The following is a 26,445-nucleotide window of genomic DNA, read 5'->3' as shown; positions in this document are numbered from 1 at the left end:
CGCTTGATCGACACCACGTCGCCAGCATGGCGGGGTCCGCAGCCGTCCGATGCCGCCATGTCGCCGACACGGCGGCGCCGGAGCCCCCGGAGGCCCCCGAAGCGACGCGGGGTCCGAGGCGCGCCCGGGGTCAACGGCTCAGGGCAGTCTCCCGCTCCATGTGCGACAACTTCTCCGGGTTGCGCACGGCGTAGAGCCCGCTGATCAGTCCGTCGTCGAGGCGTACCGCCAAGACGGCGTCGAGGTCCCCGTCGCGCTGGAGGACCAGCGCCGGGTGGCCGTTGACGTACGCCGGGCGCAGCGAGGCCGCAGCGACCTTGCCCCACCCGCCGGCCAGCAGGCGGGCCACCTTGTCTGCCCCCACGATCGGGCGCGGGATCGCCTGCCTGACCCCGCCACCGTCGCCCAGGAGGACGACGTCCGGGGCGAGGATGTCGAGCAGGCCCTGAATGTCGCCGGTCTCGGCCGCCCGCTGGAACGCGTCGAGCGCGTACCGGGTCTGATCGGCCGAGACGACCTGGCGCGGCCGGCGCGCCGCCACGTGCGCCCGCGCCCGGTGGGCGATCTGGCGGACGGCGGCGGGGCTCTTGTCGACGGCTTCGGCGATCTCGTCGTACCCCAGGTCGAACACCTCGCGCAGCACGAACACCGCGCGTTCGGTCGGCGCGAGCGTCTCCAGCACCAGCAGCATGGCCATCGACACGCTGTCGGCCAGCGCGACGTCCTCGGCCACGTCGGGCGTGGTCAGCAGCGGCTCGGGCAGCCAGGGCCCGATGTAGGACTCCCTGCGGCGGCCGAGCGTGCGCAGCCGGGCGAGCGCCTGGCGGGTGGTGATCCGCACCAGGTAGGCGCGCCGGTCCCGCACCACGCCGAGATCCACGCCCGCCCACCGCAGCCAGGTCTCCTGGAGTACGTCCTCCGCGTCGGCCGCGGAGCCGAGCATCTCGTACGCGACGGTGAACAACAGGTTGCGATGGGCGAGGAAGGACTCGGTCGCCGGGTCCGGGCGCTCGTCCCGGCTCTCCCGGCTGTCCCGGCCACGGTCATCGACTGCGATTTGCGGCGTTTCCGTCATCGGTGACTCCTGTTTCGCCGGCGGTTGCGTCACCCATTCAGATGCCGGGGCGCGTCGTCATGTGACACCCGACCTCGGCAGCCGTGCGTGGCGGGCGTCACGCCACGAGGCCCCCTTACACGTCCGGCCGGACTTCACTGTCGAACCACATGGGTCTTGAATTATTTTCATATATCTGATATAGTTGGTTTGCCGTCTATGTACCGTCGCTCAGGTGAAGAATCAGTCCAGTCAGGCCGCGCTCGCCTCTGCCGCCGCCCGCGCCGCCCACCTGATCGTCGACCGAGCGCCCCACATCTTCGCCGACACCCTCGCCGTAAGGCTGCTCGGAGAGTTGGGCGACCAGCTTCTCGCCTATCAGCGCGATCACGGCGGGCACCCCGCGCTGGCCGGCGCGCGGGCGCAGGCCGTCATCCGGGCCCAGGTCACGGAGGAACACCTCGCCGCAGCCGTCGCGTCCGGCGTGGACCAGTACGTCATCCTCGGTGCTGGCCTCGACTCCTTCGCCTACCGCTCCCCGCTCGCCACCGAGGTGCACGTCTTCGAGGTCGACCACCCCGCCACCCAGTCCCTCAAGCGGGAACGCCTCTCGGCGCTCGGCGCGACACCCACCGACAGGGTCAGCTACGTCCCGATCGACTTCGAGATCGACCCCCTCGTCACGTCTCTGACGGCCGGCGGCTTCGACCTCGCCCGACCGGCCCTGGCGAGCTGGCTCGGCGTCAGCATGTATCTCACGAGCGACGCCATCGGCACCACCCTCGACGAACTCGGCACGCTCGCACCCGGCACGCAGATCGTCATGGACTATCTGCTGCCCGCCGAGCTGCGGGACGCCGCCGGCCAGATGTACGCCGACATGGTCGGGCCGACCACCGCCGAGCGCGGCGAGCCCTGGCTGAGCTTCCTCACCCCGCAGGAGGTCGGCGACCTGCTGGCCGCGCGCGGTTTCCACGACGTACGCAGCGTCGGCCAGCGCGACGCCCTCCCCGACGAACTGTGGCGGCGGGACGACGCCCTACAGCCCGCCGCCCTTTCGATGATCGCGCACGCCGTCCGACGGCCATGATTTGGATGAACCGTGGCGACAAGAACTTCGCCAGAGGCGATCGGGTCAGCGGCGGGGAGCCTCCGCGACGAAGACCCCGCGACCGGGCCGACCGACCAACACCCCCTGCTCCCGCAGCGTGGCAACCGCTCGTTGAATGGTCGAGTGGGAAACGTCGTAGGAGTCCGCGAGAGCGCGGCCTGACGGCAATTGGCTGCCCGGCGGATAGGTCCCATCTTTGATCTTGCTTCGCAGATCGTCGAGCAGCTCGTCCATGGTGGGCGGAATAGGCACAGCGAGGCCCCTTGCAGTCGATTGGCCCACCCAGTATTGATCCGCCCCCTTGAAGCAGGCAATGCATGAGCTGAAAGATGTGATGGTGGTGAAGAAGGTGACAGTGGTGAAGGATCAGCAGAAGAAGTCGAAGCAGTACTTGACGTAGGTGAAGCTGCATCGGTAGCGTCACCGTCGGTGATGCGGTGCTGCTGCGGTCGGTTGGCGCCTCTCGTACCGGTCTCGTGTCGCCGCCGGAAGACCCCCCGCGCGCACTCCCCCCGCGCGCGGCCCTGCCGCCGTACCGCCGTTCGTGGCTGCGGCGGCCGGGCAGGGGCGGCCTCCGCCGACTCGGACCGGCGGAGGCCGCCCCACCACTTCGACGTGCACCCGACGAAGGGCGGTCCCCCGTGCGCCACCTGATCCGTTGGCTGACCGGCCGACATGAGACCCGGCTGCGCCCCGCGCAGATCCGAACCCGGCGGTTCACCGTCCGGCGGCACGGGCTCGACCCGGCCGACCACCCCTCGCCCTGCTCCCCTCGGCGGAGGCGGTAGACGGCGTACGGCCGTCAGAGCACGCGGCTGACCCGCTCGGCGGCGGCGCGGGCGTCCCGGCGGGCGGGGTCGAGGTTCACGCAGAGCACCACCGACGCGCCGACGGAGAGCGGGGCGAGCAGCCACTTCAGCGGCTGCTCGTGCTCGGCCGCGTCGACCAGGAGGCGGTCGCCGGCCCGCAGGTCGAGCTGCTGCGCGATCTCCGCCGCCACCCGACCGTACGCCCCGTAGCTGGTGCCGTCCGGCGTGGCCGCCTGCGACGGGCGGATGCCGGCGTGGTCAGGCGGGGCGTCGGTGTGCCGCAGCACCTCCGCGTCCCAGTCCAGCCAGCCCACCGGCACGTCGGCGAGCGGGCCGAACCCGGTGCCGACGAGGTATCGGTGCGTGCCGGCGGGCACGTCCTCGAGCCAGTCGTCCAGGCGCTCGGGGGTCACGAACACCGCGTCGTACGGCCGGTCGCCGCCCGGTTCGAGCACCGGCAGCCCGGCGGTGGCCCGGGGCCGGAACGACACCGCCACGCCGATCGACCAGGCCCCGAGCAGCACCGCGGCGGTGCGCCAGTGCGGCGGCAGCAGCACCGCCGCCCGGTCGCCCGCGCCCAGCCGGCAGCCGTCGCGCAGCAGCCCGGCGGAGCGGGCCGCCCACTCGCCCAGCTCGGCGGCGGTGAGGTCGATCCGCTCGCCGGTGGCGTCGTCGAGGTACGTCAGCAGGGGCCGGTCCACCTCCGCCGGCCGGTCCCCGGTCAGCGGGCCCCGGACGAGGGCATCGGTCACGCTCATGTCGCACTCCTCGGCAGGCTCCGCCCAGCCTAACGAGTCAGGGAGCCACCTGGCCGCCCCACGACGTCGCGACCGCGCCACCGGCGGGTTGCCACCGCCGGTCCACGAGCGACCCGTCCGCGCCCCGGGTGAACACGTGGGTCTCGTCGCGCCAGGCCAGCGCCACCGGGTCGGTGGTGGCACCGGCGCCGCCGCTGTCGACGGTCACCGCGCCGCCCGGCCGCCACACCATCCGCAGCACCGTGCCGTCGGCGGAGCGGGCGAAGACCTGCTGCGCCTGGCCCTGCCGGATGGCGAAGGGCGAGCCGACGATGGAGCCGCCCCAGTTGTCGGTGGTGTGCGTCCAGTCGCCGTGGTCGAAGAAGCGGTGCTCGACGCTGCCGTCGGCGGTGCGGTAGAAGACGTGCTGCTGGTCGCCGAAGGCGAACCCGGTCGGGTCGGAGTGGACCCGGCCGGCACCCGCCCCCCAGTTGTCCAGGCCCGGCAGGTTGTTCGCGATCTTCGGGTACCAGAACCAGTGGCGCAGCGAGTTGTCGCTGCCGCGCGCGAAGACGTGCTGCTCGTCGCCGAAGGCGTACGCGACCGGGGTGCCGACGAGGTCGCCGCCGCCCCAGACGTCCCGGCGGACCGTGCCGTCGGGCTCCTGCCACCAGTGCTGCAACCGGCCGTCCGGGCCGCGCCCGAAGACGTGCTTCTGCCCGTTGTACGAGACCAGGCCCGTCGGGTCGCCCGCCAGCCCGGCCCCCCAGTCCTCCTCGCGGACGCTCCCGCCCGGGGCCCACCACCAGTGCTTCAGACGCCCGTCCGGCGTGCGGGCGAAGACGTGCTGCTCCGCGCCGACCGGGTAGCCCACCGGCCGGCCCGCGATCGGCCCGCCCCACACGTCGCGTAGGGCGGCCTGGCCGCCCGGCTCCATGAACCAGTGGGCGAGCATCCCGTCGGGGGCCCGGTCGAAGAAGTGCTGCTGCGCACCCGAGACGTACCCCCGGGTCGCGCCCGGCTCCTGGCTTGCCCACGGGTCGCCCGACGGGGGCGCCTGCGGGGTGGCCAGGGAGAGCGGGCGGCCGAAGTTCGGGGTGCCGTCGGGGTTCCAGACGACCGGCTGGGCGCGCGTGGTGCGGCCGTCGTAGGTGTACGCCGAGCTGGTCTTGCCGTGGTAGGCGATCCAGTCCTGGGTGTCGTCGGGCGAGCGGAAGAAGTCGTTGTGCCCGGGGCCGAAGACGCCGGCCGCGTCGTTGCGCGAGAAGACCGGCCCGGGGTGCTGACGCCAGTTCGACACCACCAGCGGGTCGGCGCCGTCCGCGATCGACTTCATCCAGAGCTGGTAGTCCGGCTTGCCCGTGTCGCAGGTGGAGTAGACGAGGAAGAGACGCCCCGGGCCGCGCAGCCCGGTCGGCCCCTCGCGCACCTCGTTGCAGCCACCGTCGGCGGGGAGCGCGACGCGGTTGCCCGTGGTGGTCCACGGGGAGGTCATGAGCCGCAGGTAGAGCTGCGCCGGGCCGCCCATGCCCCGGCCCGGACCGGACCAGACGAAGTACGTCCTGCCGTTGTGCGTGATCGGCTCGCCGTCGATGGCGTACTCCGCGTAGTCGGCGATCCGCCCCTTGAAGTGGTACGGGCCGAGCGGGTCGTCACCCTCGGACTCGATGACGTAGTTGCGGTGGTTCGCGTCGACGCCGTCGCTCGCCGTGTAGTAGATGTACCAGCGCGGCCCCTCCGGGCGGACGAAGCGGTGGATCGAGGGGGCCCAGACCTGCTTGTTGCGGCTGGCGTCCGGGTCCCGCCACACCGTCCGCTCGGGGGCGGTCGCCAGGCCGGCGAGCGTCGGCGAGGTCCAGATGCCGATCCGGTCGCCGAGGGTGGTGGCCAGGTAGTACGCGCCGTTGAAGTAGGTCATCGTGGGGTCCGCGCCGCCGTTGAGCTGGCCGCGGATCTGGGTCGAGGCGGCGGCGGGCTGCGCGGGCAGGGCCAGCAGCGGCAGTACGCACGCGAACGCCAGGAGACGGGCGACGAACCGTTTCATGCGGCCCTCCACTCCACGCGTCGGAAAATATTTCCTTCGCGCCGATCCGAGTCGTGGTGGGAATCTAACATCGACAGCGACCCGCGTCGATGGGTTCGCCCGGTCGCTGAGCTACGGAACGTGGCCGCCCGGATGATGTCCCGTGTTCACGAAGGCAACCACCTCGTCCAGGCCGGGTCGGTAACCGTCGCTGGTCTCCACCTCCAGCTCGGGCACGTCGAGCCGGAGGCGGTCGAAGCCGTCGTGGCCGGCCGCGTGCGCAATCCGGTCGACGAGGTACGCGTCGGCGTGTGCCCGCCGCGTCGGGTTCGCACCCAGCCGGTGCCGGACGCGGCCCCACGCCACCCCGGCCGGAACCTGGCAATGGACGATCCGGATGTCGGCCAGCCCCGCCAGGGGCCGCAGGCCCGGACCCCAGAGCCGGTCCTGGAAGGCCGCCTCGGCCACCGTGGTGACCCCTGCGGTCAGCAGCACCTCCAGCACTCGGAAGAAGGTCGGCAGCGTCCGCAGGCTCAGCTCGTCACTCGGCGCGGCGTCGAAGTCACCGACCGCGTGGACCATGCCCTCCTTGATCTCGTCCCGACAGATCGCCGGACAGCCGATCCTCGCGGCGAGGCGATGGGCGAGCGTCGTCTTACCCGCGCCGGGCGGACCGCTGACGACGACAAGAACGGGTCTTCTCCGCACCAGATCGTTATAGCGCTCGCTCGCGGCGGAACAGGTCATCGACGTTGACCCACTGGCCGCTCGCAACCGCGTACGACCGAACGCCTCCCTGAGTGGCCCTTCACGAAGCCGGTTGCGCGGGGGCGAGGGTCAGCAGCCCGCAGCCGTACGCCTTGGCGTGCCCGATCCCGCTGGTCAGGGCGCGCCGGAAGAGGCCCGCATCGGTGATCTGAAGGAGGCCGTCGTACGTCGCCGTGGTGAGGGTGACGGTGCCCATGCCGCGCTTGAAGGTCTGTGTCTGGCGGCGGTGCAGCCGCAGGTTGGGGCGCCCGTCGTGCTGGCTCGCCAGGGCGAACCCGTGCCGGGCGGCTCGGTCGACCAGCCAATCGACCTGTTCCGGCTCGCGCAGGTATCCGAAGCGCTGGGTCTCCTTGGCGTCGGCGGTCTTGCGTCCGCTGTGCGTCGGGTTGGCGGTGAGCCGGAAGGCCCATCCCTGGCCCGCCCGCAGCGAGTCGAGCAGTCCGTCGTACTCCCGGGTCGTCCAGGTCTCGGTGGTGGGCCAGCCGGCCTGCTCGACGAGATGGGTGAGGTCGGGTCGGCCGGGGCTGGCGATGTAGAGGTAGGCGGTCGCGGCCCCCGGGGTGTCGAGCCGCCACAGAGTACGGGCGTCGGCGCGCTCGTAGTCCTCCACCGTGGCGAAGGCGCCTCGGACCGCCGCGTGCATGGCATGGGGCGAGGAGAGCAGCTTGCGCGCGTTCCGGCGGGCCGGGTTGATCTGGAATCGGGTCAGGAACATGCTCAGCCTCCCAGCAGGCTCAGCGGGTCGTGCTCGGCGACCCCGGCCCGCTCCGCGAGGTCGTTGGTGACGTCGACGTGCCGGCGCAGCACCGACCGCCAGGTGTGCTCCCGGTGCGCCGGGTCGAAGCTGACCGGCTCGTCGGGGACCGTCTCGGTGACCGGCTCGCCCGGACGGGCGTCCCGGATGATCTCCAGTCGGACCGTCCGGGCCGCCCGGCGGCGGTACCACTCGGCTGCGAGCCACGGCCACCTTGTCAGCGCGTCGTCGAGGGTCGCGTCCTCGATGCCGAGGCTGATCGGGCCGACCGGCGGGCACGACCGGCGCCCGAGGTAGAGGGGGAAGGCCGGCCGGTCCAGCGCCTCGGCCAGGCCGCGCAGCAGTTCCCGGTCGCCGCTGACGGCGACGAGGAAGGCCGCATCGGAGAGGTAGAAGCGGTACGTCAGCGGTGCGCTTCGGCGGCCGTCGAGGCTCCGGGCGGTCTGGAAGTCCCGCTGGATCTGACCGGGCTGGTCCAGCCGTACCCCGAATTCCAGGCCGAGCAGGTCGGTGAGCGGCTCGGTGCGTCGGACGCCCCGGGCGGCGGCCAGCAGGCCGATCACGCCGCTCTTGGTGGGGGCGATCTCGGTGCCCCGGCGGGCGAAGCGGCTGGACGAGCCCCAGGATTGCAGCGGGCCGGCCAGCCTCATCAGCAGGACGCTCATGCCGGCTCGCCGAGCGCCTCGGCGACCTGCTCCCCCACCCCGGTGACCAGTTCGGTGAAGCTGACCGACTTGCCGAGGTCGGCCAGCACGGCGGTCTTCTCCCCGACCTGGGTGACCCAGCTACCGACGGGTCGTTCCCCGTAGGCGTTCTCGACCGCGGTGGTGTGCCGTGCCAGCGCGGCTGCGGCCAGTTCGACCCGCCCGGCGGCGTGCGTCCCGACGACCGGCGTCTCGAAGGCTCCGACCAGGTTGATCGGCTGGGTGTCGCGCAGTCGCACCAGTACGGCGTCGGGCAGCGTCCGGTGGGCGAACGTGTTCTGCTTGCCCGTCGGCATGCTGCGGGCGAAGGCGGTCAGGAAGGCCTCGACGGCTGCCCGGGTCGCGCCCGCGTCACCGAGGGTCCGGTGCAGGGCGTCGACGTCGACCGTCGCGTACCGGTACAGCGTGGACGAGTTGAACTCGATGGTGCCGATCATGCCGGCGCCGGTTTCGGCAGCGTCGGCCTTGCGGTCGTCGACGGCGGTGAAGTAGTCGAACTCGTTGTCGACGGCGTGCACGCTGATGGCGTGGGACACCTGGCAGGCGGCGTCGACGTTGATGTCCGCCATGTCGGCCACCATCCGGCCGAACATCGCGATGTCGACCGAGTGCTCCGTGTTGATCAACTCCCTGAACCGGGCCTTGTCGAGAGGGTTGCCGGCGCGTGACGCGTCCAGCGCGGCGGCGGCGAGGTTGTCCAACTGCCGGTGGCTCAGGAACAGCAGGTAGCCGGACTCGACGTCCTTCAGCTCGCCCTTCTTCTTGTCGACCTTGGCCAGGCCACCGGCGACGAAGACCTCGGTGGCCAGGGCGGAGGCAGCCTCGTCGGTCAGGCTGGGGTCGAGGGCCTTGATCCGGGCGGCGAGCGACTCGCCCACGCGCTTGGTCCGCTCGCCGAGCTGGGAGCGGTCGAGCAGACCGGCGAAGGCGAGGCGGATCGCCCGCTTCCACGCCTGGCTGGAGACCCGCGCCCGCCGCACGCCACCGTAGACGGCGGTCTTCGGCGAGCCGGTGTCGTCGCGGTTCAGGTTGCTCGGAGGCACGGTCTGCAACGCGTGGACGTCGATGATGGTGCGGCTCATGAAGGGTCCTCCTCGGAGAGGTCGGTGGCGGGAACGACGGTGTCGGGGCCGGGCCGGCTGCGGAAGAACTCCCGGCCCCAGACGGCCTGGACCCTGGACTGGCCCAGGCCGTCGGGCGAGCGCAGGGTCCGCAGGTCGTCGGCGAGCAGGCCATAGTCGAGTGGGATCTGGTGCTCGCGCAGCATCGTGGTCAGGCTGCGCAGGTGGTGGATGCTCTCGTGGTAGCTACTGGCGGTGCCGAGGGCGGCGAAGCGCCGCCGCACCCCCTCCGGCCCGGCGCTCTTGCGGACGAGGTCGGCCAGGGCCTGACCCAGCCCGCGTCCGTCCAGGTGCATCCGTTCCCGGCGCGACTGCTGATGCAGGGCGTACAGGGTCACGGCGTCATGCACGGCGTGCTCGGTGTCCGCCGCCTCGGCGTCGTCGTCCGGCCGGCGGCCCAGCAGGTCCTCGGGCACCTGGAGGTACCGCTCCAGCGTGAAGTCGAAGCCCGGGCTCCGGCCGATGCCGCGCCGGAGGCGGGCCAGCGCGCTGATCGCCTCGGGCTGGGGCACGGCGCTCAGCGCCCGCGCCTGTAGGGCGCCGACCGTCCGGGCGACGTGGTCGCCGAGCCTGCTGCGGCGCCGGCCCCACGGCCTGCGGGTCGGGCCCGACAGTCGGTCGACGTCGCCGCGCTCCGGCGGCTCAACGTCCATCAGGGTCATGCTGCTGCTCCTGCCTCTGGGTGTGGTGACCCGGTTTCCGGCTCTCGCGGGGTCGTCATCGGCAGCGCCTTGGCCAGGCCCGAGCGGAACCAGGCGTCGGCCTGCGAGCTGGAGTAGTGCACCTCCCTGCCGGCGCGGTCGGTGCCCGTCCGGCCGACCCAGGCCGTCGGCCCCGCCGAATCGAGCAGGTCGGTGCCGAGCCGGACGATCGCCTCGCGGACCAGCCGCTGCCACGCCGCGCGCTCGTCCACCGGGTCGCTGGTGGAGTCGAGCCGGGCCAGCCAGTGGCGAAAGGCGTGGTCCAGCAGGCCGTACGCTCGTTCGGCCGCCCGGTCGGCCTCGCCGACATCGGTGGCCCGGCTGCCTGCGGCACGGGCCAGGTTGTCGGCGAGCCGCCGCAACACCTTCACCGCGGCCTCGGCGTCGGCGGTGGCGTCGACGGCTGTCGCGCGCAACGCGGAGTCCTCGCCCAGCAGCAGCACGTTCATGGTGAGCGCGTCGCTGAACACCTCGTCCACGACCGCCTGCTGGGTGCCGTAGGTGACGCTGGTGGCGCGCGTGCGGACCTGGAAGTCCGGCGGGACGACGCCGGTGAGGGTCAGCCGGGCCAGCCACCGCACCACCATCGGGGAGAGCCGCTGCGGCGCCTCGGCGCCGGGCTGCGGTGGCGCCGGCAACAGGGTTTGCAGGCCCCGCCAGAGTGCTCGGCTGTGATCGTGCGGCCGGGGCAGGTAGACAGGGCTGCGTTTCTGCTTCTGCTCGCGGGGGGCGCTGCGCCCCCAGACGCTCATCGGCTCCAGCAGGTGCCGGTCCTGCCACTCGATCTGATCGCCGATGGAGATCATGGCACCGGTGATGCCGCCGGCGTCGCCGAAGATCCGGATCCGACGGGACTGCCAGGTGTAGAGGCCGAGCAGCCCGTACGGGCCACGGGTGGAGTCCGCCTCCTCGACGGCGGTCTGCGGCTCGCGCTCCCAGACCGGCAGGTCCCGTTCGTCGGCCACCTGCCAGCCGGGTGCGATCGGCACCAGGTTGAGCAGCAGGGTCTCCAGCAGGGTCGCGCCCTCCAGGTGGACGCCACCCAGGGCCCCGAGCGACGCGACGCCGATGGGGTAGCCCTTGCCGCCCTTGACCCGCAGATCGCCGACCGCCCCGGTCTTGATGCCGGAGGGGTCGTACGCCTGGCAGTGGACCAGCCAGCGGGCCGCCTCGGCGGGGTTGATCGAGTCCATGCCCGGTCCGGCGCGGGTCGTCAGGAACGGCATGCCGTTGGGCACGTCCGCGATGAGCCGCTCCAGCCCGTACGTGCTGTCCTTGGCCGCCCGCAGGTCGGCGACCTGGTAGAACGGGTGCTCCGGGTGCAGCAGGTCGAACCGTTCGCGGAAGGCGTCGAGGTAGTCGGCAATGTCCGCGAGCGGCAGCCGCCGCTCCCGCCAGAGCGCCCGCCAGGCTGCCTCGCCGGATGGACCACCGGTGGTCCGGTGCAGGATCGCCAGCGCGAGCCGCAGGATCGCGAAGGTCTGGGTGGGTAGCTCGCAGGCGATCATGCGTAACCCGCCGGCCTGCTCGAAGAGGCCGAGCAGCGACACGTCGCGGCGCTGGCCCGTGATGTCCAGCACCGGGATCCACGGCTCGTCGACCAGCGAGAATCCAGGCTTCCGGTCGATGTTTGTCAAAGCCACACCTCATCGTCTACTGTCGACCACACGCAATGCAAACTAGGCACACTGAATCAGGCCTCAAGCCTCGGTTGCAGAAGCCCTCCCAGCGGAGGGGTGATCCTTAGGCACACTGGATCGCAGCCACGCTCCCCGCGTAGGCGGGGTTTCTCATTCAGCGCGGACAACTTGGAGACCCCCGTGCAGGTCGTAGTGAAGATCGAAGGGGCCCACGCGGGCATGGCCGTCACCGTCGATCTCAAGCACGAGTTCGTCGGCGAGCCAGGGGTTGTCCTGCCAGGCGCTCAGATCGATCCGCCCCTTCAGCTCGGCGATGATCTCGTCGACGACGTCGGCCGCGGTCATGGCTCTCGGCAGTGGCAGGGTGCAGCCGGCGACGAGGCGGCCCAGTCGCCGGTCCGGCGCGGAGGCGGTGGGGACGGCTACCCCGCCGCCGTCGATCCATGGGGGGACCACGAGCCCGTCTGACGTACGTACCAGCAACAGGACCTCGAGTGACTCGCCGTCGGTGTCGCGGACGTGGCCCTTCGCCGCGTGGTCGTCGGCGTTGCCGACGCCACCGGAGAGCCAGCCGATCAGCGGCACCCCGGCCTCGGCCACGCCGGCGAGGCGGAAGCCGTCGGCCTTGAGCTCCTTGGTGGTGATCTCGTCGCGCTGCTTCGCCTCCGCCTCGGTCATCACCGGCTGCCACGACGGCGGGCCGATCGCCGCACCGCCGTAGGCGGCCTGGGTGAGCGGGGCGATGTCCGCCGGCAGCCGCAGCGGTACGCCGTCGAGGTGCGGCAGCAGCACGGCGGCGCTGCGGAGCAGCGTGGCCGGCTGGTAGACGCGGCGTGAGCCGCTGACCGGTTGCGGTGGCCCGGTGGTCCAGTCCGCGCCGGTGATCCAGCACGTGGGCGCGGTGAGCCGCGCGGGGCGGTCGTCGCGCGGATGCCGGTGGAGGCGGCCGACGCGTTGCAGGACGAGGTCGACCGGGGCGAGATCGGTGACGAGGAGGTCGAAGTCGATGTCGAGGGACTGCTCGGCAACCTGGCTGGCCACCACGACGTGCCGGAGTGGGCGGCTGGCGGTGGCCGGCGGGCCGAACGTGTCGCGCAGCCAGCGGTCCTTCGTCGCGCGGTCGATGGCCATGAACCGGGAGTGCGCCACCGACACGGGGGTGTCCGGGCCGAGCGCCGCCCGCAACGCGCCTGCGGTCTCCTGGACCCGGGCCACGGTGTTGCGGACCACGAGGGCACAGCCGCCGCCGGTCAACCGGTCGCGCAGCAGCTCCACCAGCGCCGGCACGTCGTCGGCCAGGCGCCGCACCTGGACCTGGCTGCCCCGTCCCGAGTCGGCGCAGCTCGTGGCGGTGACGCCGCGCTCCGGTGCGGAAACCGAGACCAGGGGGTAGCGCAGGTCGGCGCGGAGCGCGGCGTACGGATCGACGCGCGGTTTTCCCCGGTCACGCCAGGTGAGCGGGGGCGGCGGCCCGAGCCGGCCCGCGTCGTATGCCTCCATGAGTTCGGCGCGCCGGTGCGCCGGCAGGGTCGCCGACAGCACGATGACCGGCACGCCGTACGCGCCGAGCCACTCCAACGCCCGGTCGAGGAACCGCCCCATGTAGACGTCGTAGGCGTGCGCCTCGTCGATGACGACGATCTTGCCGGCCAGGCCGAGGTGGCGCAGCACCAGGTGCTTGCTGCGCAGCGCCGCGAACAGCAGTTGATCGATCGTTCCGACGACGAAGCTGGACAGCAGGGTCCGCTTGGGGCCGGCGAGCCAGACGTGCACGCCGATGTCGGCCCCGCCGGCGTCCTGGGCGATGCCGCTCGGCAACGACCGGGTACGCAGCCGGTCGTACTCGGGGTTGAGGGCCGCCTTGCCGTGCGCCAACCGCACGTCGCGGTCGCCCCGGCCGACCTGCGTGTCGGGGAGGCGGCGCAGCCAGGACAGCATCCGCCCGAACATGGCGTCGCTGGTGGCCCGGGTCGGCAGCGCCAGGTAGCAGCCGGACGCCCCGGTCCGCCGGGCGAGGATCTCCACCGCCGCCAGGGCCGCCTCGGTCTTGCCCTCACCCATCGTCGCCTCGACGATCATCATGCCGGACGCGGGCATGGTCGCGGCCAGCTCGGCGACCGTACGCTGCACCGGGCGGGGCACCGCACCGGCGGGTAGCGCGAACCGCGCCCCGAACAGCTCGTCCACGCTCATCGGTGCTGCGGCGGGGCGCCAGGGAACGGGCAGGCCCAGCAGTGCCCAGCCGGACCGCAGTCGGCGCTCGTCGGTGCCGTCCAGCACGTACGGGAAGAAGTCCTCGTTGCTGGCGATCCAGTCGGCGACGATGACGAGGCCGGTCAGGGCGGCCTGCACGGGCTGGGACAGCGCCACCCCGCTCCACTCGCTGAGCCGCTCCCCCGCGCCCGACCGCTCCGCCATCCACGCCAGCAGCTCCTGCTGCACCTGTTGCCAGGCCGGATCGCCGAGCAGATGTGGACGCACCTGCACGTCCCGAAGGCCCTCGTCGGTCGGCGGCACACCGTGGTGGCCGCCGACGACGACGGCGTACGGGTGGGGGTCGACCCAGCCCTGCTGATCCAGCCAGTCCGCCAGCACGATGTGGCCCGCCGTGGCGTGCGGGGCGTACCTGCGGTCGGCGCGGATCAGGTCGCGGTGGTATCCGAGCCCGTGGTCGCGCATCCGGACCGCCGGCGCGTCCGCCTGGCAGGCGAAGGCGGGGGTGGCCTTGCCGATGTCGTGCACCCCGGCCAGCCAGACGGCCAGGGTGCAGGCGTCCCGGTCGGCCCCGGGCAGTTCGTCCGCGATGCGGCGGCGAACCGCCTGGCCCAGCCAGTGTTCCCACAGCTCGCCGGCCACGTCGGCGGTGTCGGCCAGGTGCCGCCAGAGCGGCAGCCAGCCCACGGAGGAGGTGCCCCTGCGATCGGTCTTGCCCCAGACGGAGCGCGCCGCGTCGCCCAGTCGGGGGCCGTTGGCAGCGACCCGGACGCTCATCGGCCCGCCAGCGGCAGCAGCGGACTCGGCGTGCCACAGTGCGACAGGTAGAGCACGTCCCGGGCGCGGGTCAGGGCGACGAAGAGCAGGCATCGTTCGCGTTGCAGGTCCTGCCGGTGGGCGTGCGGGTCCTCGGCTGCGGAGGTGAGCGCGTTCGGCGCCGGCAGCACGCCCGCGTCCAGCCCGACGACCGCGAGGCACTGGAACTCCAGCCCCTTCATGCGGTGCATGGTCGCCACGCGCACCCCGTCGGTGCCGCGCTTGTCGTCGGCCACGTCGATGTGGGCCTCGCCCAGGATCCTGCTGATGGCCTTGACGAGCTGGCCGGTGCGGACGGCCACGCCGATGGCGTGCGGTTCCACCCCCTGCTCGAGCCAGGTCCCCACCCGCTCGATCAGCGCCTCGCACTCGCCGTCGCGGCTGTCCGCGACGACGATCTCGGGCACGCCGCCCCGGGTGGTCGAGCGGTAGCCGCGCAGCGTGTCGTCCTGTCCGTCCAGCCCGAGGGCCGCGTCGCCGCTGAGGACCCTGACCGACAGGTCCAGGATCTCGTGGGTGGTCCGGTAGTTGACGGTCAGCCTGCGCGTCCGGCCCCGGACCTCGATGCCGAGCTGGGCCAGCGAGACGTGGCTGTCGTAGATGCGCTGGTGCGGGTCGGCGAGCAGGAACATGTCGTTCGGCCCGGGTGCGACGAGCGCCCGCAGCAGACGCCACTGCGCCGGGTGCAGGTCCTGCCCCTCGTCGACGACGACGTGCCGGTACCGGGCCGGGGAGCGGCGCAGGATCGCCGCCGCGTCGTCGGCGAGTTGGGTGTGGGTGCGCAGGCGCCGCTTCGTCAGCTCCCGCGCGAAGGCGTCGATCGCGGCCCACACCTGGGCACGTTGCGCCGCGCGCAGCCCCGCTCCGCGTCCCTTACGGGACGCGGCGTGGTAGCCGTCCAGCGTGGTCAGTCCCTGCGCCAGCACCACCTGCTCCCACTCGTGCCGGAGGAAGGCCGGGCTGAAGGTGGTGACCTGGCCGGCACGGTTCACGAAGGTGGGGCCGGCCTTCGCGGCGGCCTGCCAGAGCTGGTCGACGATCTCGCTGTCGGCGACCGACACCCTGCCGCCGTCCCGGGCGACGATCTCGTAGGCCAGCCGGTCGACACTGGTCACGTCGATGCGTGCCCGTACCGCCGGGTCGCCGGTGAGCCGGTAGAGCTGTCGGGTGAGGGCGTCGGCGAGCGCGCGGGTGAAGGTGGTGAGCAGGACCTTCTCGCCCTCCGGTAGCCGCTCCGCGAGGAACACCGCCCGGTGCAGGCCGGTCACCGTCTTGCCGGTCCCGGCGCTGCCGGTCACCAGCGCGGGCCCGCTGTAGGTCTCGCGGTAGGCGATGTCGCGTTGGGTCGGGTGCAGGAAGGTGCGCCACACGTCGAACGGATGGGCGAGGATGGCGGCGAGTTCCATCGGACCGGAGACGAAGGCGATCCGCTCGGGCGTACGCCGCGCCGCGGCCAGAAGGTCGTCGGGGTCCACGCCCGACACGATCCGGTCGGCCTGCTCCGCCCAGACCTCGTCCACGGTCAACCCGGCACCCAGGCCGAGCAGGTTGTCGCGCTGTGTCTCCGGCAGTCGACCGGCGAGGCTCTCCAGTTGTTGGACCGTGGCGATGACGCGCAGCAGGGGCACCAGGTCCACGTCCACGCCGAGTCGCACGAACTCGGCGGTCGTGACGTGGTCGAACAGACCGCCACCCGCCGGGGCCGACGTCTCGGCGCGGGCGAACTCCTCGATGCCCTCCTGGTCGCGCATCTCCAGCACGCCGAGGACCTGGTTGACGGTGAACCGGCGGCTCACGGCGAAGGCGTTGGCGTCGTCGTGAGGCAGGACGTCGAGCAGCGCGTACCTCTCCTCGCCGAGGGCGAGCACCACGCCACGGTAGGACAGGTCGATCCTGATGGTGCGGATGTTGGGGTCGCGCGCCCCCGTCAGCTTCTCCAGGTGCAGGCCGGCATGGGTGTGCTCGGCGAACTTGCGGATGGCCGCGTCGACGGCCCGCCGCACCCGGCGTTGCAGCCTGGCGTACGCGGGCAGGAAGTCCCGACTCAGGGCCAACTCGGCCATACCAATCCCCCGTTGCCGGGCGCCCGGGGCGTACCGGGGCGCGATGGTCGGATCTGTCGCGGACCAGACACGGTCGGCCGGGTCTTTCGCGCAACATGGGACGGCGGCAAGGCGGCGGTCCTGGCGCCCATTGAACCTCTTGTGAACTGTGTTTGCAAGCCGATCATCGTGTTAGATATTCACCGAAGGTCGGGGTCGGGTCGGTCAGCCATCGACGGAGGCCACCCGAACAGCGGTTATGCTGAACCTCGTGGCCTCCGGTGAGCAGCTCAAGGAGCGGTTCACGCTCGGCCGGTACCCGTTGGCCCACAAGGGGATGGGCGAGGTCTGGCCGGCCCGGGACACGCTGCTCGACCGCCCCGTCATCGTGAAGTTCGTCAGCGCCGCAGGCCTGAACGCGGAGGCGGTACGCCGCTTCCGGCGCGAGGCGCTGCTGACCGCCCGCCTCGATCACCCTGGCGTGCCCGCCGTCTACGACCTCGGCCAGCAGGCCGGCCGGCCGTACGTCGTCCTCCAGAAGATCGACGGGATCACGCTCACGGACCTGGTCGCGGAGCAGGGTCCGCTCCCGTTCGGATGGGTCGCCGCCATCGGCGCGCAGATCAGCAGCATCCTGCTCGCCGCGCGACGGATCGACCTGGTGCACCGCGACCTGAAGCCGAGCAACGTCATGCTGGACACCAGCGGCGCGGTGAAGGTGTTGGACTTCGGCCTGGCGGCGGTGCACGGCGACGACCGCTACTCGCGGATCACGCAGAGCGGGCAGAGTCTCGGCACGGTGGGTTACATGGCCCCCGAACAGATCCTCGGGCAGCCCACCGACCACCGCACCGACCTGTACGGCCTGGGTGCCACGCTCTTCGACCTGCTCACCGGCCGCCCGCCGTTCGACGACATGACCACCATGACCACGGTGCGGCGCCAGTTGGACGGCCCTCCGCCGCGCCCCGCCCCACTGCGGGCGGACATCCCCGCCGAGCTGGACGACCTGGTCCACGCGCTGTTGGCGGTCGACCCCCGGGACCGACCGGCCTCCGCCGCCGACGCCTATTCGGTGCTGGCGCCACTCTCTCTGGACCGGCCGCCGCTTCCCGGGGTGCTCACCGACGCCGCCGAGGCGGTGCAGAGCTATGCCGCGATCGTGGGGCGGGTCCCCCAGCAGACCCGCCCCACGACGGCCACCGCCTCCGGTCGGACCGGATTCGCCGTGGAGCCGACCGCCGGTGAGGCGGACCGGCTGCACGCCGCGGGTGAGTTCCGCGCTGCGGCACGGCTGTGGCGGCAGCTCGCCGAACGGCACGCCCGGCAGCACGGCGGCGAGGACGGCGTCGTCTTCGGCCTCCGGCTGCGGGCCGCGCGGGCGCACGTGAAGCTCGGCGAGCACAGCAGGGCGTTGCGCCTGCTCCAGGAGTTGCTGCAGAGCCGGGTCCGGGCCGACGGCCCGGCCCATCCCGAGGTGCTGGGCCTGCGCGAGGAGATCGCGCGGCTCACCGAGAAGCAGCCACCCTCCTCTCCGCTCCCGCGTCCCACACCCGGCGCGGATCACTGAACACCCGGGGCAGCAACACCGCCTTCTGCTCGGGGAATCGACCGCTCGGGTAGCGGTAGATCCGGGCACAGTTCTGCCCGCGCGTCTCGGTCGCCAGGGCCCGCCCGGCCAGCCAGGAATACATCGTGCTGTGCTTCAACCAGGCCGCCTCCTCGCCGTGCCGGTCGAAGCCTCGGCCGGTCGCGGCGTGTCCGAACACGTCGTGGACGGCACGGAACATGTCGTTCTCCGCGTCGCCGAGGTAGGGATGCGGGTTGCCGGTGGCGGCGCTGGACCACACCTTCAACCGACGCCGCCGCACGTCGTCGACCATCGACGCGACGTCCGGGTAGGGGTCCGCGTCCACGACCCGGACGGTCACCCCCAGGCCACCGAACTCCACCGGACCCACCAGGAACTGGTACTGCCGGACCGTTTCCCGGCAGAACGCGGCATACGCGGGACGTGCCCGCTCGTCCCGGAGCGGGGCCGCCAGGTAGGCGTCCGCGATGGCGACACCGACGACCGAATCAAGGCGCACTCGTGCGTACGCCTGGGAGTCCATGCGGTGCGGGGCGCGGGAGCCGTACCGCCGCGCGCCACGACGCACGTAGGGAACCGGCGGAAAGCACGGCGACAGGACGGTTTGCGGCGGCGGTACGAACAAGGGTGTTCATGGTCCTCCTTCGGTTGTCGGTGCGGATTCGTTTCTCGTTGGAGCTGGTCCGGTCAGCGAACTGCCGAGACCCCCCGAACGTCCGGCGGCTGCGCAGCCGCGCCGGGCTCGCCCTGCCCTTCGCGGCGCAGCAGCTCGCCGAGCACCCGGATCTCGGACACCCGGCGGTCGTGGTGGAACTTCGCGAACTTCCCGACGGTCGTGCTTCGGCCACGGCGCGGCATGGGGCCCTCCAAAGGCGTGGATCTGGGGATCAGCAAGGAAGATACGCCTTGTGAACCTAGTACACAAGAATCCTTGCCATGCTAGCGTTCACGCGTGAGTAAAGCGCGGAGCACGGCCGCCTCCAGCGAGGCCACTCTGACTGCCAGCGGCATCGCTCGACTGGCCGACGTCGGCAGGGCTGCCGTGAGCAACTGGCGCCGCCGGTACGCCGACTTCCCGGCCCCCGTGGGTGGCACCCCGGCGAGCCCGTTGTTCGACGCCGGGGAGGTCGAGGCTTGGCTGCGCCGGCACGGCCGGCTGCACCAGGCCGGCACCGCGCACTGGGCCTGGCGACTCATCGAGAGCTACCAGCCCGCGACGCAGATCAGCGACGTGCTCAGCGTTGCCGGCGCACTCCTGCTCGTCCGCGCCGCCCAGGCCGAGCCCGAGGGCGACAGCCTGCCGACCCCGAAACAGCTCGTCGACCACCTCCGCGCCCTCAATCCCGCCCTGGCGAAGCTGATCGGCGACGTACTGCCGCAGCAGTGGACCCCACAGCTCGCCACTCTCCTGCAGACGGTCGACCAGTTCGGCTCCGAGCAGGGCAGGGAGGCCGCCTTCGAGCACCTGCACAACCAGTACGTGACCTCCGCCTACTCGCTCTCCGGCCTGGCCGGCACACCGGACGCCGTCGCCGACGTGATGCTGGCCCTCGCCGGCTCCGGGCCACGCGTCTTCGACTTCGCCAGCGGCACAGGGTCGATCCTGCGGATGGCCGCCGACCGGGCCCTGCGGAACGGCACCGCCATCCGGTGCTACGCACAGGAGATCAATCCGCAGTACGCCACGATCACCCTGCTGCGGCTGTGGTTCGTGCACCTGCGCGCCAGACAGGCCGGGCACGATGCGGAGCCGCCCGTCGTCCACGTCGGAGACAGTCTGCTCGCCGACGGCCTACCCGATCTGCGCGCCGAGGTCGTCGTGGCGAACTTCCCCTTCGGCATTCACGACTGGGGCCACGATCGCCTCGCCTACGACCCCCGCTGGACCTACGGTCTGCCTCCGCGCACCGAGCCTGAACTCGCCTGGGTGCAGCACGCCATGGCCCACCTCTCCCCTGCGGGAACCGCCGTGGTGCTCATGCCTCCGGCTGCCGCGTCGCGGCCGGCCGGCCGCCGGATCCGCGCGGAACTGATCCGCCACGGAGCGCTACGCGCGGTCGTCGCCCTGCCGGCCGGCATGATGCCTCCGACCGGCATCGGACTGCACATCTGGGTCCTGACCCAGCCTGATCGAGGCCAGCCGCACACCGGAGAGGTGCTCATGGTCGACGCCACAACCGCGTCGGACAGCCGGCCTCTCAGCCAGATCGTCGGCTCCGTCCGGAGCGCGTTCCGGGCCGGCCAGTACGCCGAACTACCCGGCGCGCACCGCGCCGTGCCGGCCATCGACATGCTCGACGACCAGGTCGACCTGACCCCGCAGCGCCACCTCCCGCAGGCCGACGACCTGGTCACCAGCCCGGCGCAGGTCCTCTCCAGGATCGCCGACTTCGACCGACTCCTCGACCAGATGAGACGCGCCCTGCCCGCCGTTCGGGAGACATCGACAGCACCGCTGCGCGAAGCACCCCAGGCCGACGTCGCCGGCCTGATCAAATCTGGCAGCATCACCGTTCACCGCGCTGTTTCCCGTAGCCGATCGACCAGCGCCGCCGCCGGCACCGCCGCGCTGACCGTCACCGACATCCTGTCCGGCGGCCCCGCAACCGGCTCCGTGGCCCGCCTGGCGACCGACCCCCCAGGGCCACAGGTACGCGCCGACGACATTCTCATCCCCGCGATCGGCAACGCCATCAGCGCCCGGGTCGCCACAGCAGAGCAGATCGGCGCCGAAATCGGGCCGGGCACCCAGTTGCTGCGCGTCGACACGGCCCGCTTCGATCCGTGGTTCGTCGCCGGGGCCATCTCCCGCACGGAGAATCTCCGCATCGCCGGCCGCAGCTCCAGCACCACGAACAGCGTGTTGCGCATCGATGTCCGGCGACTCGGCATCCCGGTCCTACCACTGGACCAGCAGCGGGTGTACGGGCAAGCCTTCCGCCAGCTGGTCGAGTTCCGCAACGCCCTGGAACAGGCGGCGGTGACCGGCACCGCCCTGGCCCGCGAAATCGGTGACAGCCTTGTAGCGGGTGCCCTCGGCATCGAGTCGCCACACCCGACTCGTACCGCCTGAGGCCGCCAAGCGGCCAAGGTGTCGGCAGATCCAGCGCTCTCCCCGCGCACGCGGGGATGACCCCCCGCTGAGAAGGGCGTCGGGCGACTGCTGGGCTCAATCTCCGTGCTACCGAGGCAGTCCCTCAACCGGGTTGCCGGTGCGGGCGCTGCGCCTCGTCGCCGTTCAGCGACATCGTCGCCACCGGCATCGCCGCTGGTCGGAATGTCCTGGGAAATGCCCGCGCGTCCGCGACCGGTAGGCATCGCGGCACACCACAAACCCGACAAGTACCGTCCCCGTCTGGTTGGTGCTGGCGCAGGAGCGCCCGGGCTGTCAAGGCGAGTCGATTGCGGATCTGGGCCAGGGTGAGGAATGGCGCGGTCACCGGGTCAGCCCAATCGCCACGGCCAGGTGCGCCACGCCAGCCCGGGCCGGTCCGCCGCGTGCGACCGCCTCGATCACGGTACGTGCCACCGGCCGGCACCGGACCTCGGGCGGCGCGATGCGGTCCGCCTCCACCAGGGCGCGGCCCGCCCGGAGCAAGTCGCCGACCTGGAGGTACGCCCGCGCGGCGTCGACCAGGTGGGCGGCTCGGTGCTCGATCGCCAGCCGCCCCCAGCCACTCGTACTGGTGATCTTCTCGTGACGGGCGACCGCCTCACCACCATCACCCAGTTCGACCGCCGCTGCCACCCGCGCCGCCTCCACCGATGCGGCTCCGAAGCCGGTTCGGTGATGATCGGGGCCGTCCTCGACCGCCCCGGCGAACTGCGCCGCCTGATCGATCAACTCCCCGACGCTACGCGTTTCGCCGCACATGGCGGCAGCAAGAGCCGCCTCGACCAGCAGTGTCCCCTGTAACGCCAGTTCCTCCGGCGACCCCTCGTGCGGCGCTTTCGGGGCGACTTGCTGAGCGGCGGCAATCATGACGACCATCGCCACTCGTCCCCTCCCCGACGCACGTAGGGCCTGTCCCAGCGGAACCGCCGCTTCTGCCAACCGCACCGGGTCGCCGCCGGCCACCGTCATCGCCCGATCGGCCACCAACCACGCCAGGTCGGACTCGCCGAGCTTCACCAGCACCGATGCGGTGAGCCGGTACGCCTGTAACAGCGGATCCGCCGCCTCGTCCTCCACACCGCCGGCATGCAGGAGTTGGGCTTCCGCGAGCAGGTCGGGCAGCATCCGGACCACCTGCGGATAGCGCGCATGCTGGTACGTCAGCCATGCGTAGCCCACCCGCCGACGCAACTCACCGAGCGAAAGCATCGGCTGAGAACCCCGCCCGCACAGGATGGCGTCGTAGCGGGCCAGGGCGGCTCGCAGAGCCTTGACACCCTCCACGCCGCTGAACGCTGCGGCCCGTCGCGCGTCCGTGCCGGTCAGCACCGAGGCGTCCACCCGCAGCACCTCGGCGATCTCCTGGATGACCGAGAACCTGTCCAGGGCCCGTACGCCGCGCTCAACCTTGTCGACCCAGCTCTTCGACTTTCCCAGCCGGTCGGCCAGCATCTGCTGCGTCATCCGCCGCCGCACCCGCCACCGCGCCATCCGCCGCCCTATTGGCAGGTCATGACTGCCCACGACGCCACCGCCGATCCGGGACCGCCCGGGTGATCTCCTCGGCCGGTATCCGCTCCGCCTCGGCCTGCGCCAGAATCCGTTGCCTGGCCGCCTCCCGTTCTGCCTCCTGGATCTGCTCGCCCCGACTCATCGTCGGCTCGTCGCCACGACGCCCCATTCCGACCTCCATCGCTCTACGAGGAGGAACCTACGGAGCGTGACTGAACAGGACGGGTAAGGTTCTTACCCCCGGTCAGGAGACGAGGCCGACCTTGAGCGCGAGGTCACGCACATCACCGCGCACAGAACGGGGGCCGTCGAGCAGGGCGAGGGTGATCTGACGGGCGTATCCGTTGAACCGGATCGTCTCCGGCGCGGAGTCGTACGCCTGCCGGAGGCTCGCCACCGCCGATTCGCTGTCGCCCTTGCCGTAGTAGCCGCGTGCCACCTCGATCAGGTGTCGGGCCCGGCGCGGCCTCGACGGGATGGCCACCGGGTCGAGGCGGCGGGCCTGCCGCAGCGCCTCACCGGGCTTCCGCAACTCGACAGCGACCGTGACGGCGTGGGCGGTCATGACGGCCCGGGAGAACGAAGTCTGCGGCTGGTAGAAGCCCTCCGGCAGTCGCCGGGCGACGTCGTCCGCCCGGTCCCAGTACCGCCAGGCCCGGCCCTCCTCTCCTGCCCGCGCGGCGATGTAGGCGGCCTCGAAGTTGAGGGCACCCCACAGCGCCAGCAGGTTCGCGCTGCCGTCCTCGGTCGTTCGCGGCTCCAACGCCGAGATGAGGTCGAGCGTCATCGTCATGGCGGTGTCCCAGTCTCCGGCCTCCCGGTGGACCTGGCACAGAAACCAGCCGGCGCGGGCCAATGCCTGCGGATCGCCCGACTCCTGCGCCGCCACCATCGAACGGTCGGCGACACGCCAGATCAGCTCGGCGGCGGGCTGGTAGGCGAGGAACATCTGGGTCAGACCGAGCGCCTCGGAGAGCAGGGCGTGCGCCTGGCGGCGCTCGTCGCCCTCGTACGTCGAAGCCGCGTGCTGAGCGTCCCGAAGCAGGCCCGGCAACACGGAGCCGAGGACTGTGCGGTGGTCCGGTGACTCGTGGCGCGCCCTCCACGCTGCGGCGAGGCGTACCCTGATCTGCTCCACCGGCTGGGCTGCCGCAGCATTGGACAGCATGAAGCGGTTCACGGCGTCGCGCACCGGGGCGAGCGCCGGATGTTCCGGCCCGTTGACCACTGCGGACCGGTCGCTCAGCTCACCGACCAGGGCGGAGACGTCGACCCTGAGCGCGCGGGCGATCCGGTCCAACATGTGTACGCGGGGCGGCAGGATCCGGTCGGTCTCGACGGCCTTGACCCACTCGGCGCTGCGACCGACGAGCCCGCCGAGCACCGCGCGGGTCTTTCCCGATCGTTCGCGGTAGAGCTTCAGACGCTGCCCAAAGGTCAGCTCCGGCATGGAGTCCATCCCGACCCTCTCCTACGGTGATCCGTCGGCGGCCCATTGGCCGGCCCCGGTTCCCCACCGTACTTCCGGTCGTCGCCTTCGGTAACCCTCTCGGCACCTGGTGTCGCGTGTCTGGTGGCACGCCCGGCCGGCTGCCCGGCGGCCAGCACGGGCGGCCCGCACGCCCCTTTCTGGAGCGTGCGGGCCGCCCGTCTTCCTGGTCGAGGCCGTCTGATCAGGCGGTGGTGCGGATGGCGGCGACGTTGTCGTTGTACGCGGACGGCAGACTCGGGGTGTCGCCGTTGAAGCGCTGCGACGATCCACCGTGGTTGGTCAGCGTGGTGTAGTAGCAGCCGCCGTCCGGCAGGAACGACGAGAGCCGCCACTCGTACCAGCCGGGGTTGATGCCGTAGCCGGCCGCGTCACACCAGGCGCCGCCGTAGACGCGGTCGTAGGCCCCGCCGTAGTTGGCGTGCTCGATCAGCGTGAAGATCTGCACGGAGGCGGTCACACCGGCCTCCCTGGTGGTGGCGAGGGCGGCCTGCTCCGACGCCGCGCACCGGCGGGAGAGGATCTCGGAGAACTGCTGCCCCGCCTTGAGCGGGGCCAGGACGGTGACGCAGACCGGCCGTCCGGCGGGGGCGGCGCTCGCCGGCGCGGCGAGCACGCCGCCGGCCACGACCAGCGAGGCTGCGGCGAGCAGCGCGAGCAGCATGGCCCGGGCCCTGGTGACGGTTGACTCGAACATGCGGTTCCTTTCGGGGTACGGCAGAAGACGCCGTTTCGGCACGTGGAACGGTCGGACCAACCATTGGATGCCCGTGACTGCTATTGACGCTTGCAGCTGGATCAAGGCGGCGGTCCGAGCCGCCCGGCGTCGAGGTGGCCCTGCTCGGCACCTCTGGAACCAGCCTCCTTCGCGCTGCTCAACAGCGACAACACCCTTCGACGCAGCCCGAAATCCGCCGCCGACGACCGCGCCGCGAGACGGATCTGCGACAGGTCGCGTCGGCTGGAGGAATGGGGTTGCCGACGATCTTCCGGGCGACAAGGCTGGTATTTCTGGTCAAACGAACGGGGGACAGTCGTAATGATCAGAATCCTGTTCACCCCTGACGATCTCGTCCGGGTACGGATCGCCGAGGCGCCCGATCCGATGTGGGAGGTGCTGCTCAGCATTCATCTGCTCCAGGGCCGGCCGGAGGCGCCCGGCGTCCGGCAGTGGTGGCAGCGCTACCGCCGCCAACCGCCCCCGGCGGCGCGGCTCCTCGCCGAGCTCGCCCCGCCCCGCGGCTACTCGCCGGACTTCCTGACCCCGCCCGCCGGCACGTACGGCCTGACGGCCGGGATCGAGGCGTTGCTCGCCACCCGGCCCCGCCAGCTCTCCCAGGACCTGCGTAGGCTCGCCGAGCAGCGCCGGCCCACCCCGCTGACCAGATCCCTCGCCCGTGCCGAGCCGGCGAGCCTGCGCCTGGTCGCCGACGCCGTACGCGACTACCACCGGACGGCGCTCGCGCCGTACTGGCCGGTGATCCGGGCTGCCGTCAGCGCCGACCGGGCCAGCCGGTTACGGGCGCTCTCGGGGCACGGCTTCGAGGGGATGGTCGGGTCGCTCCATCCCGACGTGCGGTGGCGGGCGCCGGTGCTGGAGGTACACGGCACGAGCATCACCCGGGACGTGGTCCTCGGCGGCCGGGGGCTGCGGCTCATCCCGTCCTACTTCTGCTGGCGGCGACCGACCCTGCTCCGCGACCCGGAGCTGCCGCCCGTGCTGGTGTACCCGGTCGAGCACCGGCCCGCCCTGATCCCCGGCCAGGGGCAGGGGCAGGCGCACGCCGCGGCAGGGGGCGGCACCCGCGCCACCGGGCCGGGCGGCACCGACGCCGGAACGCCGGGAAACCCCGACATCGCCTGGCCGCCGCCGCCGGTCGACGCGGCGGGGGACGGCTCACTCGCCGCCCTGTTGGGTGGCACCCGGGCGGCCGTGCTCACGGCCGTGGGCGCGGGATGCGGCACCACCGAGCTGGCCAGGCGGGTCGGTGTCTCGGCGGCCACCGCCAGCCAGCACGCGAGCGTCCTACGCGCCGCCGGGCTGATCGACACCCGCCGGACCGGTGGCGCGGTGCTGCACACGTTGCGCCCCCTCGGGCGGTACATGCTGACGAGCGGGGCGGCCGTCGCCGGGGTCTGCCAGCAGGCCGGCTGACCACCCGGACCACCTACCGCCTGACCGGCGGAGGCCGGCGGGCGGCTGGCTGGGGTTGCTGGTTAGGAAGGGCCCCTTGTACAACAGGG

General features: G+C 72.1%; 22 protein-coding genes. 4 read left to right on the top strand and 18 right to left on the bottom strand.

Features of this window, described 5'->3' with window-relative positions; genetic code table 11:
• Positions 1-130 precede the first annotated feature (130 nt).
• Positions 131-1,075, bottom strand: coding sequence for an RNA polymerase sigma-70 factor (locus LPU43_RS28200; protein WP_255686674.1), 945 nt, complete (start codon positions 1,073-1,075; stop codon positions 131-133).
• 214 nt (positions 1,076-1,289) lie between these two features.
• Between LPU43_RS28200 and LPU43_RS28195 the strand changes: the two genes are divergently transcribed.
• Positions 1,290-2,144 (top strand): class I SAM-dependent methyltransferase, encoded by an 855-nt coding sequence (locus LPU43_RS28195; protein ID WP_229403593.1) that lies wholly within the window; start codon positions 1,290-1,292, stop codon positions 2,142-2,144.
• 45 nt (positions 2,145-2,189) lie between these two features.
• On the opposite strand, the gene LPU43_RS28190 is transcribed toward LPU43_RS28195, so the two are convergent.
• From LPU43_RS28190 to LPU43_RS28140, 11 genes are all read right to left on the bottom strand, one after another.
• The gene (locus LPU43_RS28190) at positions 2,190-2,399 is read right to left on the bottom strand and encodes a winged helix-turn-helix domain-containing protein (protein WP_229403592.1); all 210 of its coding nucleotides are present in this window, start codon (positions 2,397-2,399) and stop codon (positions 2,190-2,192) included.
• Between the two features lie 568 nt (positions 2,400-2,967).
• Positions 2,968-3,732, bottom strand: coding sequence for a TIGR03089 family protein (locus LPU43_RS28185; RefSeq protein WP_229403591.1), 765 nt, complete (start codon positions 3,730-3,732; stop codon positions 2,968-2,970).
• Positions 3,733-3,769: 37 nt separating this feature from the next.
• Positions 3,770-5,755: a family 43 glycosylhydrolase gene (locus LPU43_RS28180; RefSeq protein ID WP_229403590.1), complete on the bottom strand. Its 1,986-nt coding sequence runs from the start codon at positions 5,753-5,755 to the stop codon at positions 3,770-3,772.
• A gap of 111 nt (positions 5,756-5,866) precedes the next feature.
• Complete coding sequence (locus tag LPU43_RS28175; protein ID WP_229403589.1) at positions 5,867-6,442, bottom strand: P-loop nucleotide/nucleoside kinase family protein; 576 nt, start codon at positions 6,440-6,442, stop codon at positions 5,867-5,869.
• 100 nt (positions 6,443-6,542) lie between these two features.
• A complete protein-coding gene (gene cas6e / locus LPU43_RS28170) occupies positions 6,543-7,217 on the bottom strand; it encodes a type I-E CRISPR-associated protein Cas6/Cse3/CasE (RefSeq protein WP_229403588.1) in 675 nt (224 codons plus the stop codon).
• A gap of 2 nt (positions 7,218-7,219) precedes the next feature.
• Positions 7,220-7,921, bottom strand: coding sequence for a type I-E CRISPR-associated protein Cas5/CasD (gene cas5e / locus LPU43_RS28165; protein WP_229403587.1), 702 nt, complete (start codon positions 7,919-7,921; stop codon positions 7,220-7,222).
• Positions 7,918-9,042 (bottom strand): type I-E CRISPR-associated protein Cas7/Cse4/CasC, encoded by a 1,125-nt coding sequence (gene cas7e, locus LPU43_RS28160; RefSeq protein WP_229403586.1) that lies wholly within the window; start codon positions 9,040-9,042, stop codon positions 7,918-7,920. Before cas7e ends, cas5e begins: the two co-directional genes overlap by 4 nt.
• Positions 9,039-9,734: a type I-E CRISPR-associated protein Cse2/CasB gene (gene casB, locus LPU43_RS28155; protein WP_229403585.1), complete on the bottom strand. Its 696-nt coding sequence runs from the start codon at positions 9,732-9,734 to the stop codon at positions 9,039-9,041. Before casB ends, cas7e begins: the two co-directional genes overlap by 4 nt.
• Positions 9,735-9,739: 5 nt before the next feature.
• The gene (casA, locus tag LPU43_RS28150; protein WP_229403584.1) at positions 9,740-11,419 is read right to left on the bottom strand and encodes a type I-E CRISPR-associated protein Cse1/CasA; all 1,680 of its coding nucleotides are present in this window, start codon (positions 11,417-11,419) and stop codon (positions 9,740-9,742) included.
• A gap of 153 nt (positions 11,420-11,572) precedes the next feature.
• A complete protein-coding gene (gene cas3, locus LPU43_RS28145) occupies positions 11,573-14,413 on the bottom strand; it encodes a CRISPR-associated helicase Cas3' (protein ID WP_229403583.1) in 2,841 nt (946 codons plus the stop codon).
• Positions 14,410-16,515: a UvrD-helicase domain-containing protein gene (locus tag LPU43_RS28140; protein ID WP_229403582.1), complete on the bottom strand. Its 2,106-nt coding sequence runs from the start codon at positions 16,513-16,515 to the stop codon at positions 14,410-14,412. The genes cas3 and LPU43_RS28140 overlap by 4 nt, the downstream gene beginning before the upstream one ends.
• A gap of 250 nt (positions 16,516-16,765) precedes the next feature.
• On the opposite strand from LPU43_RS28140, the gene LPU43_RS28135 reads away from it, so the two are divergent.
• Positions 16,766-18,064, top strand: a complete 1,299-nt coding sequence (locus tag LPU43_RS28135) for a serine/threonine-protein kinase (protein ID WP_229403581.1) — start codon at positions 16,766-16,768, stop codon at positions 18,062-18,064.
• Here the strand turns inward: LPU43_RS28135 and LPU43_RS28130 are convergent.
• Both LPU43_RS28130 and LPU43_RS28125 read right to left on the bottom strand, forming a co-directional pair.
• Positions 18,003-18,653 carry a hypothetical protein gene (locus LPU43_RS28130; RefSeq protein WP_229403580.1) on the bottom strand — a complete coding sequence of 217 codons (651 nt, stop codon included), beginning with the start codon at positions 18,651-18,653 and terminating at the stop codon, positions 18,003-18,005. The two genes, LPU43_RS28135 and LPU43_RS28130, sit on opposite strands and share 62 nt — an antisense overlap.
• Before the next feature lie 119 nt (positions 18,654-18,772).
• Positions 18,773-18,943: a hypothetical protein gene (locus tag LPU43_RS28125; protein WP_229403579.1), complete on the bottom strand. Its 171-nt coding sequence runs from the start codon at positions 18,941-18,943 to the stop codon at positions 18,773-18,775.
• Positions 18,944-19,037: 94 nt separating this feature from the next.
• On the opposite strand from LPU43_RS28125, the gene LPU43_RS28120 reads away from it, so the two are divergent.
• Positions 19,038-21,158 carry an HsdM family class I SAM-dependent methyltransferase gene (locus tag LPU43_RS28120; RefSeq protein ID WP_229403578.1) on the top strand — a complete coding sequence of 707 codons (2,121 nt, stop codon included), beginning with the start codon at positions 19,038-19,040 and terminating at the stop codon, positions 21,156-21,158.
• Positions 21,159-21,521: 363 nt separating this feature from the next.
• Here the strand turns inward: LPU43_RS28120 and LPU43_RS28115 are convergent, their stop codons facing one another.
• The 4 genes from LPU43_RS28115 to LPU43_RS28100 all read right to left on the bottom strand — a co-directional run bounded on the left by LPU43_RS28115 (position 21,522) and on the right by LPU43_RS28100 (position 24,898).
• On the bottom strand, positions 21,522-22,691 hold the full coding sequence (locus tag LPU43_RS28115) for a helix-turn-helix domain-containing protein (RefSeq protein ID WP_255686686.1): 1,170 nt from the start codon (positions 22,689-22,691) through the stop codon (positions 21,522-21,524).
• Between the two features lie 19 nt (positions 22,692-22,710).
• The gene (locus tag LPU43_RS28110; RefSeq protein WP_229403576.1) at positions 22,711-22,881 is read right to left on the bottom strand and encodes a hypothetical protein; all 171 of its coding nucleotides are present in this window, start codon (positions 22,879-22,881) and stop codon (positions 22,711-22,713) included.
• 75 nt (positions 22,882-22,956) lie between these two features.
• Positions 22,957-24,171: a helix-turn-helix domain-containing protein gene (locus LPU43_RS28105; RefSeq protein ID WP_229403575.1), complete on the bottom strand. Its 1,215-nt coding sequence runs from the start codon at positions 24,169-24,171 to the stop codon at positions 22,957-22,959.
• A 214-nt stretch (positions 24,172-24,385) separates the two neighbouring features.
• Entirely contained in the window at positions 24,386-24,898 is a 513-nt protein-coding gene (locus LPU43_RS28100) for a hypothetical protein (protein ID WP_229403574.1), read from the bottom strand.
• 342 nt (positions 24,899-25,240) lie between these two features.
• On the opposite strand from LPU43_RS28100, the gene LPU43_RS28095 reads away from it, so the two are divergent.
• Positions 25,241-26,356 carry an ArsR/SmtB family transcription factor gene (locus tag LPU43_RS28095; protein WP_229403573.1) on the top strand — a complete coding sequence of 372 codons (1,116 nt, stop codon included), beginning with the start codon at positions 25,241-25,243 and terminating at the stop codon, positions 26,354-26,356.
• The last annotated feature ends 89 nt before the right edge of the window (positions 26,357-26,445 follow it).

The sequence above is a fragment of the Micromonospora okii genome, assembly GCF_020884795.1.
In the GTDB taxonomy this organism is placed as follows: Bacteria; Actinomycetota; Actinomycetes; order Mycobacteriales; family Micromonosporaceae; genus Micromonospora; species Micromonospora okii.
Note: the sequence above shows the minus strand (reverse complement) of the source record. Positions and strands in the feature narration are given on the sequence as shown.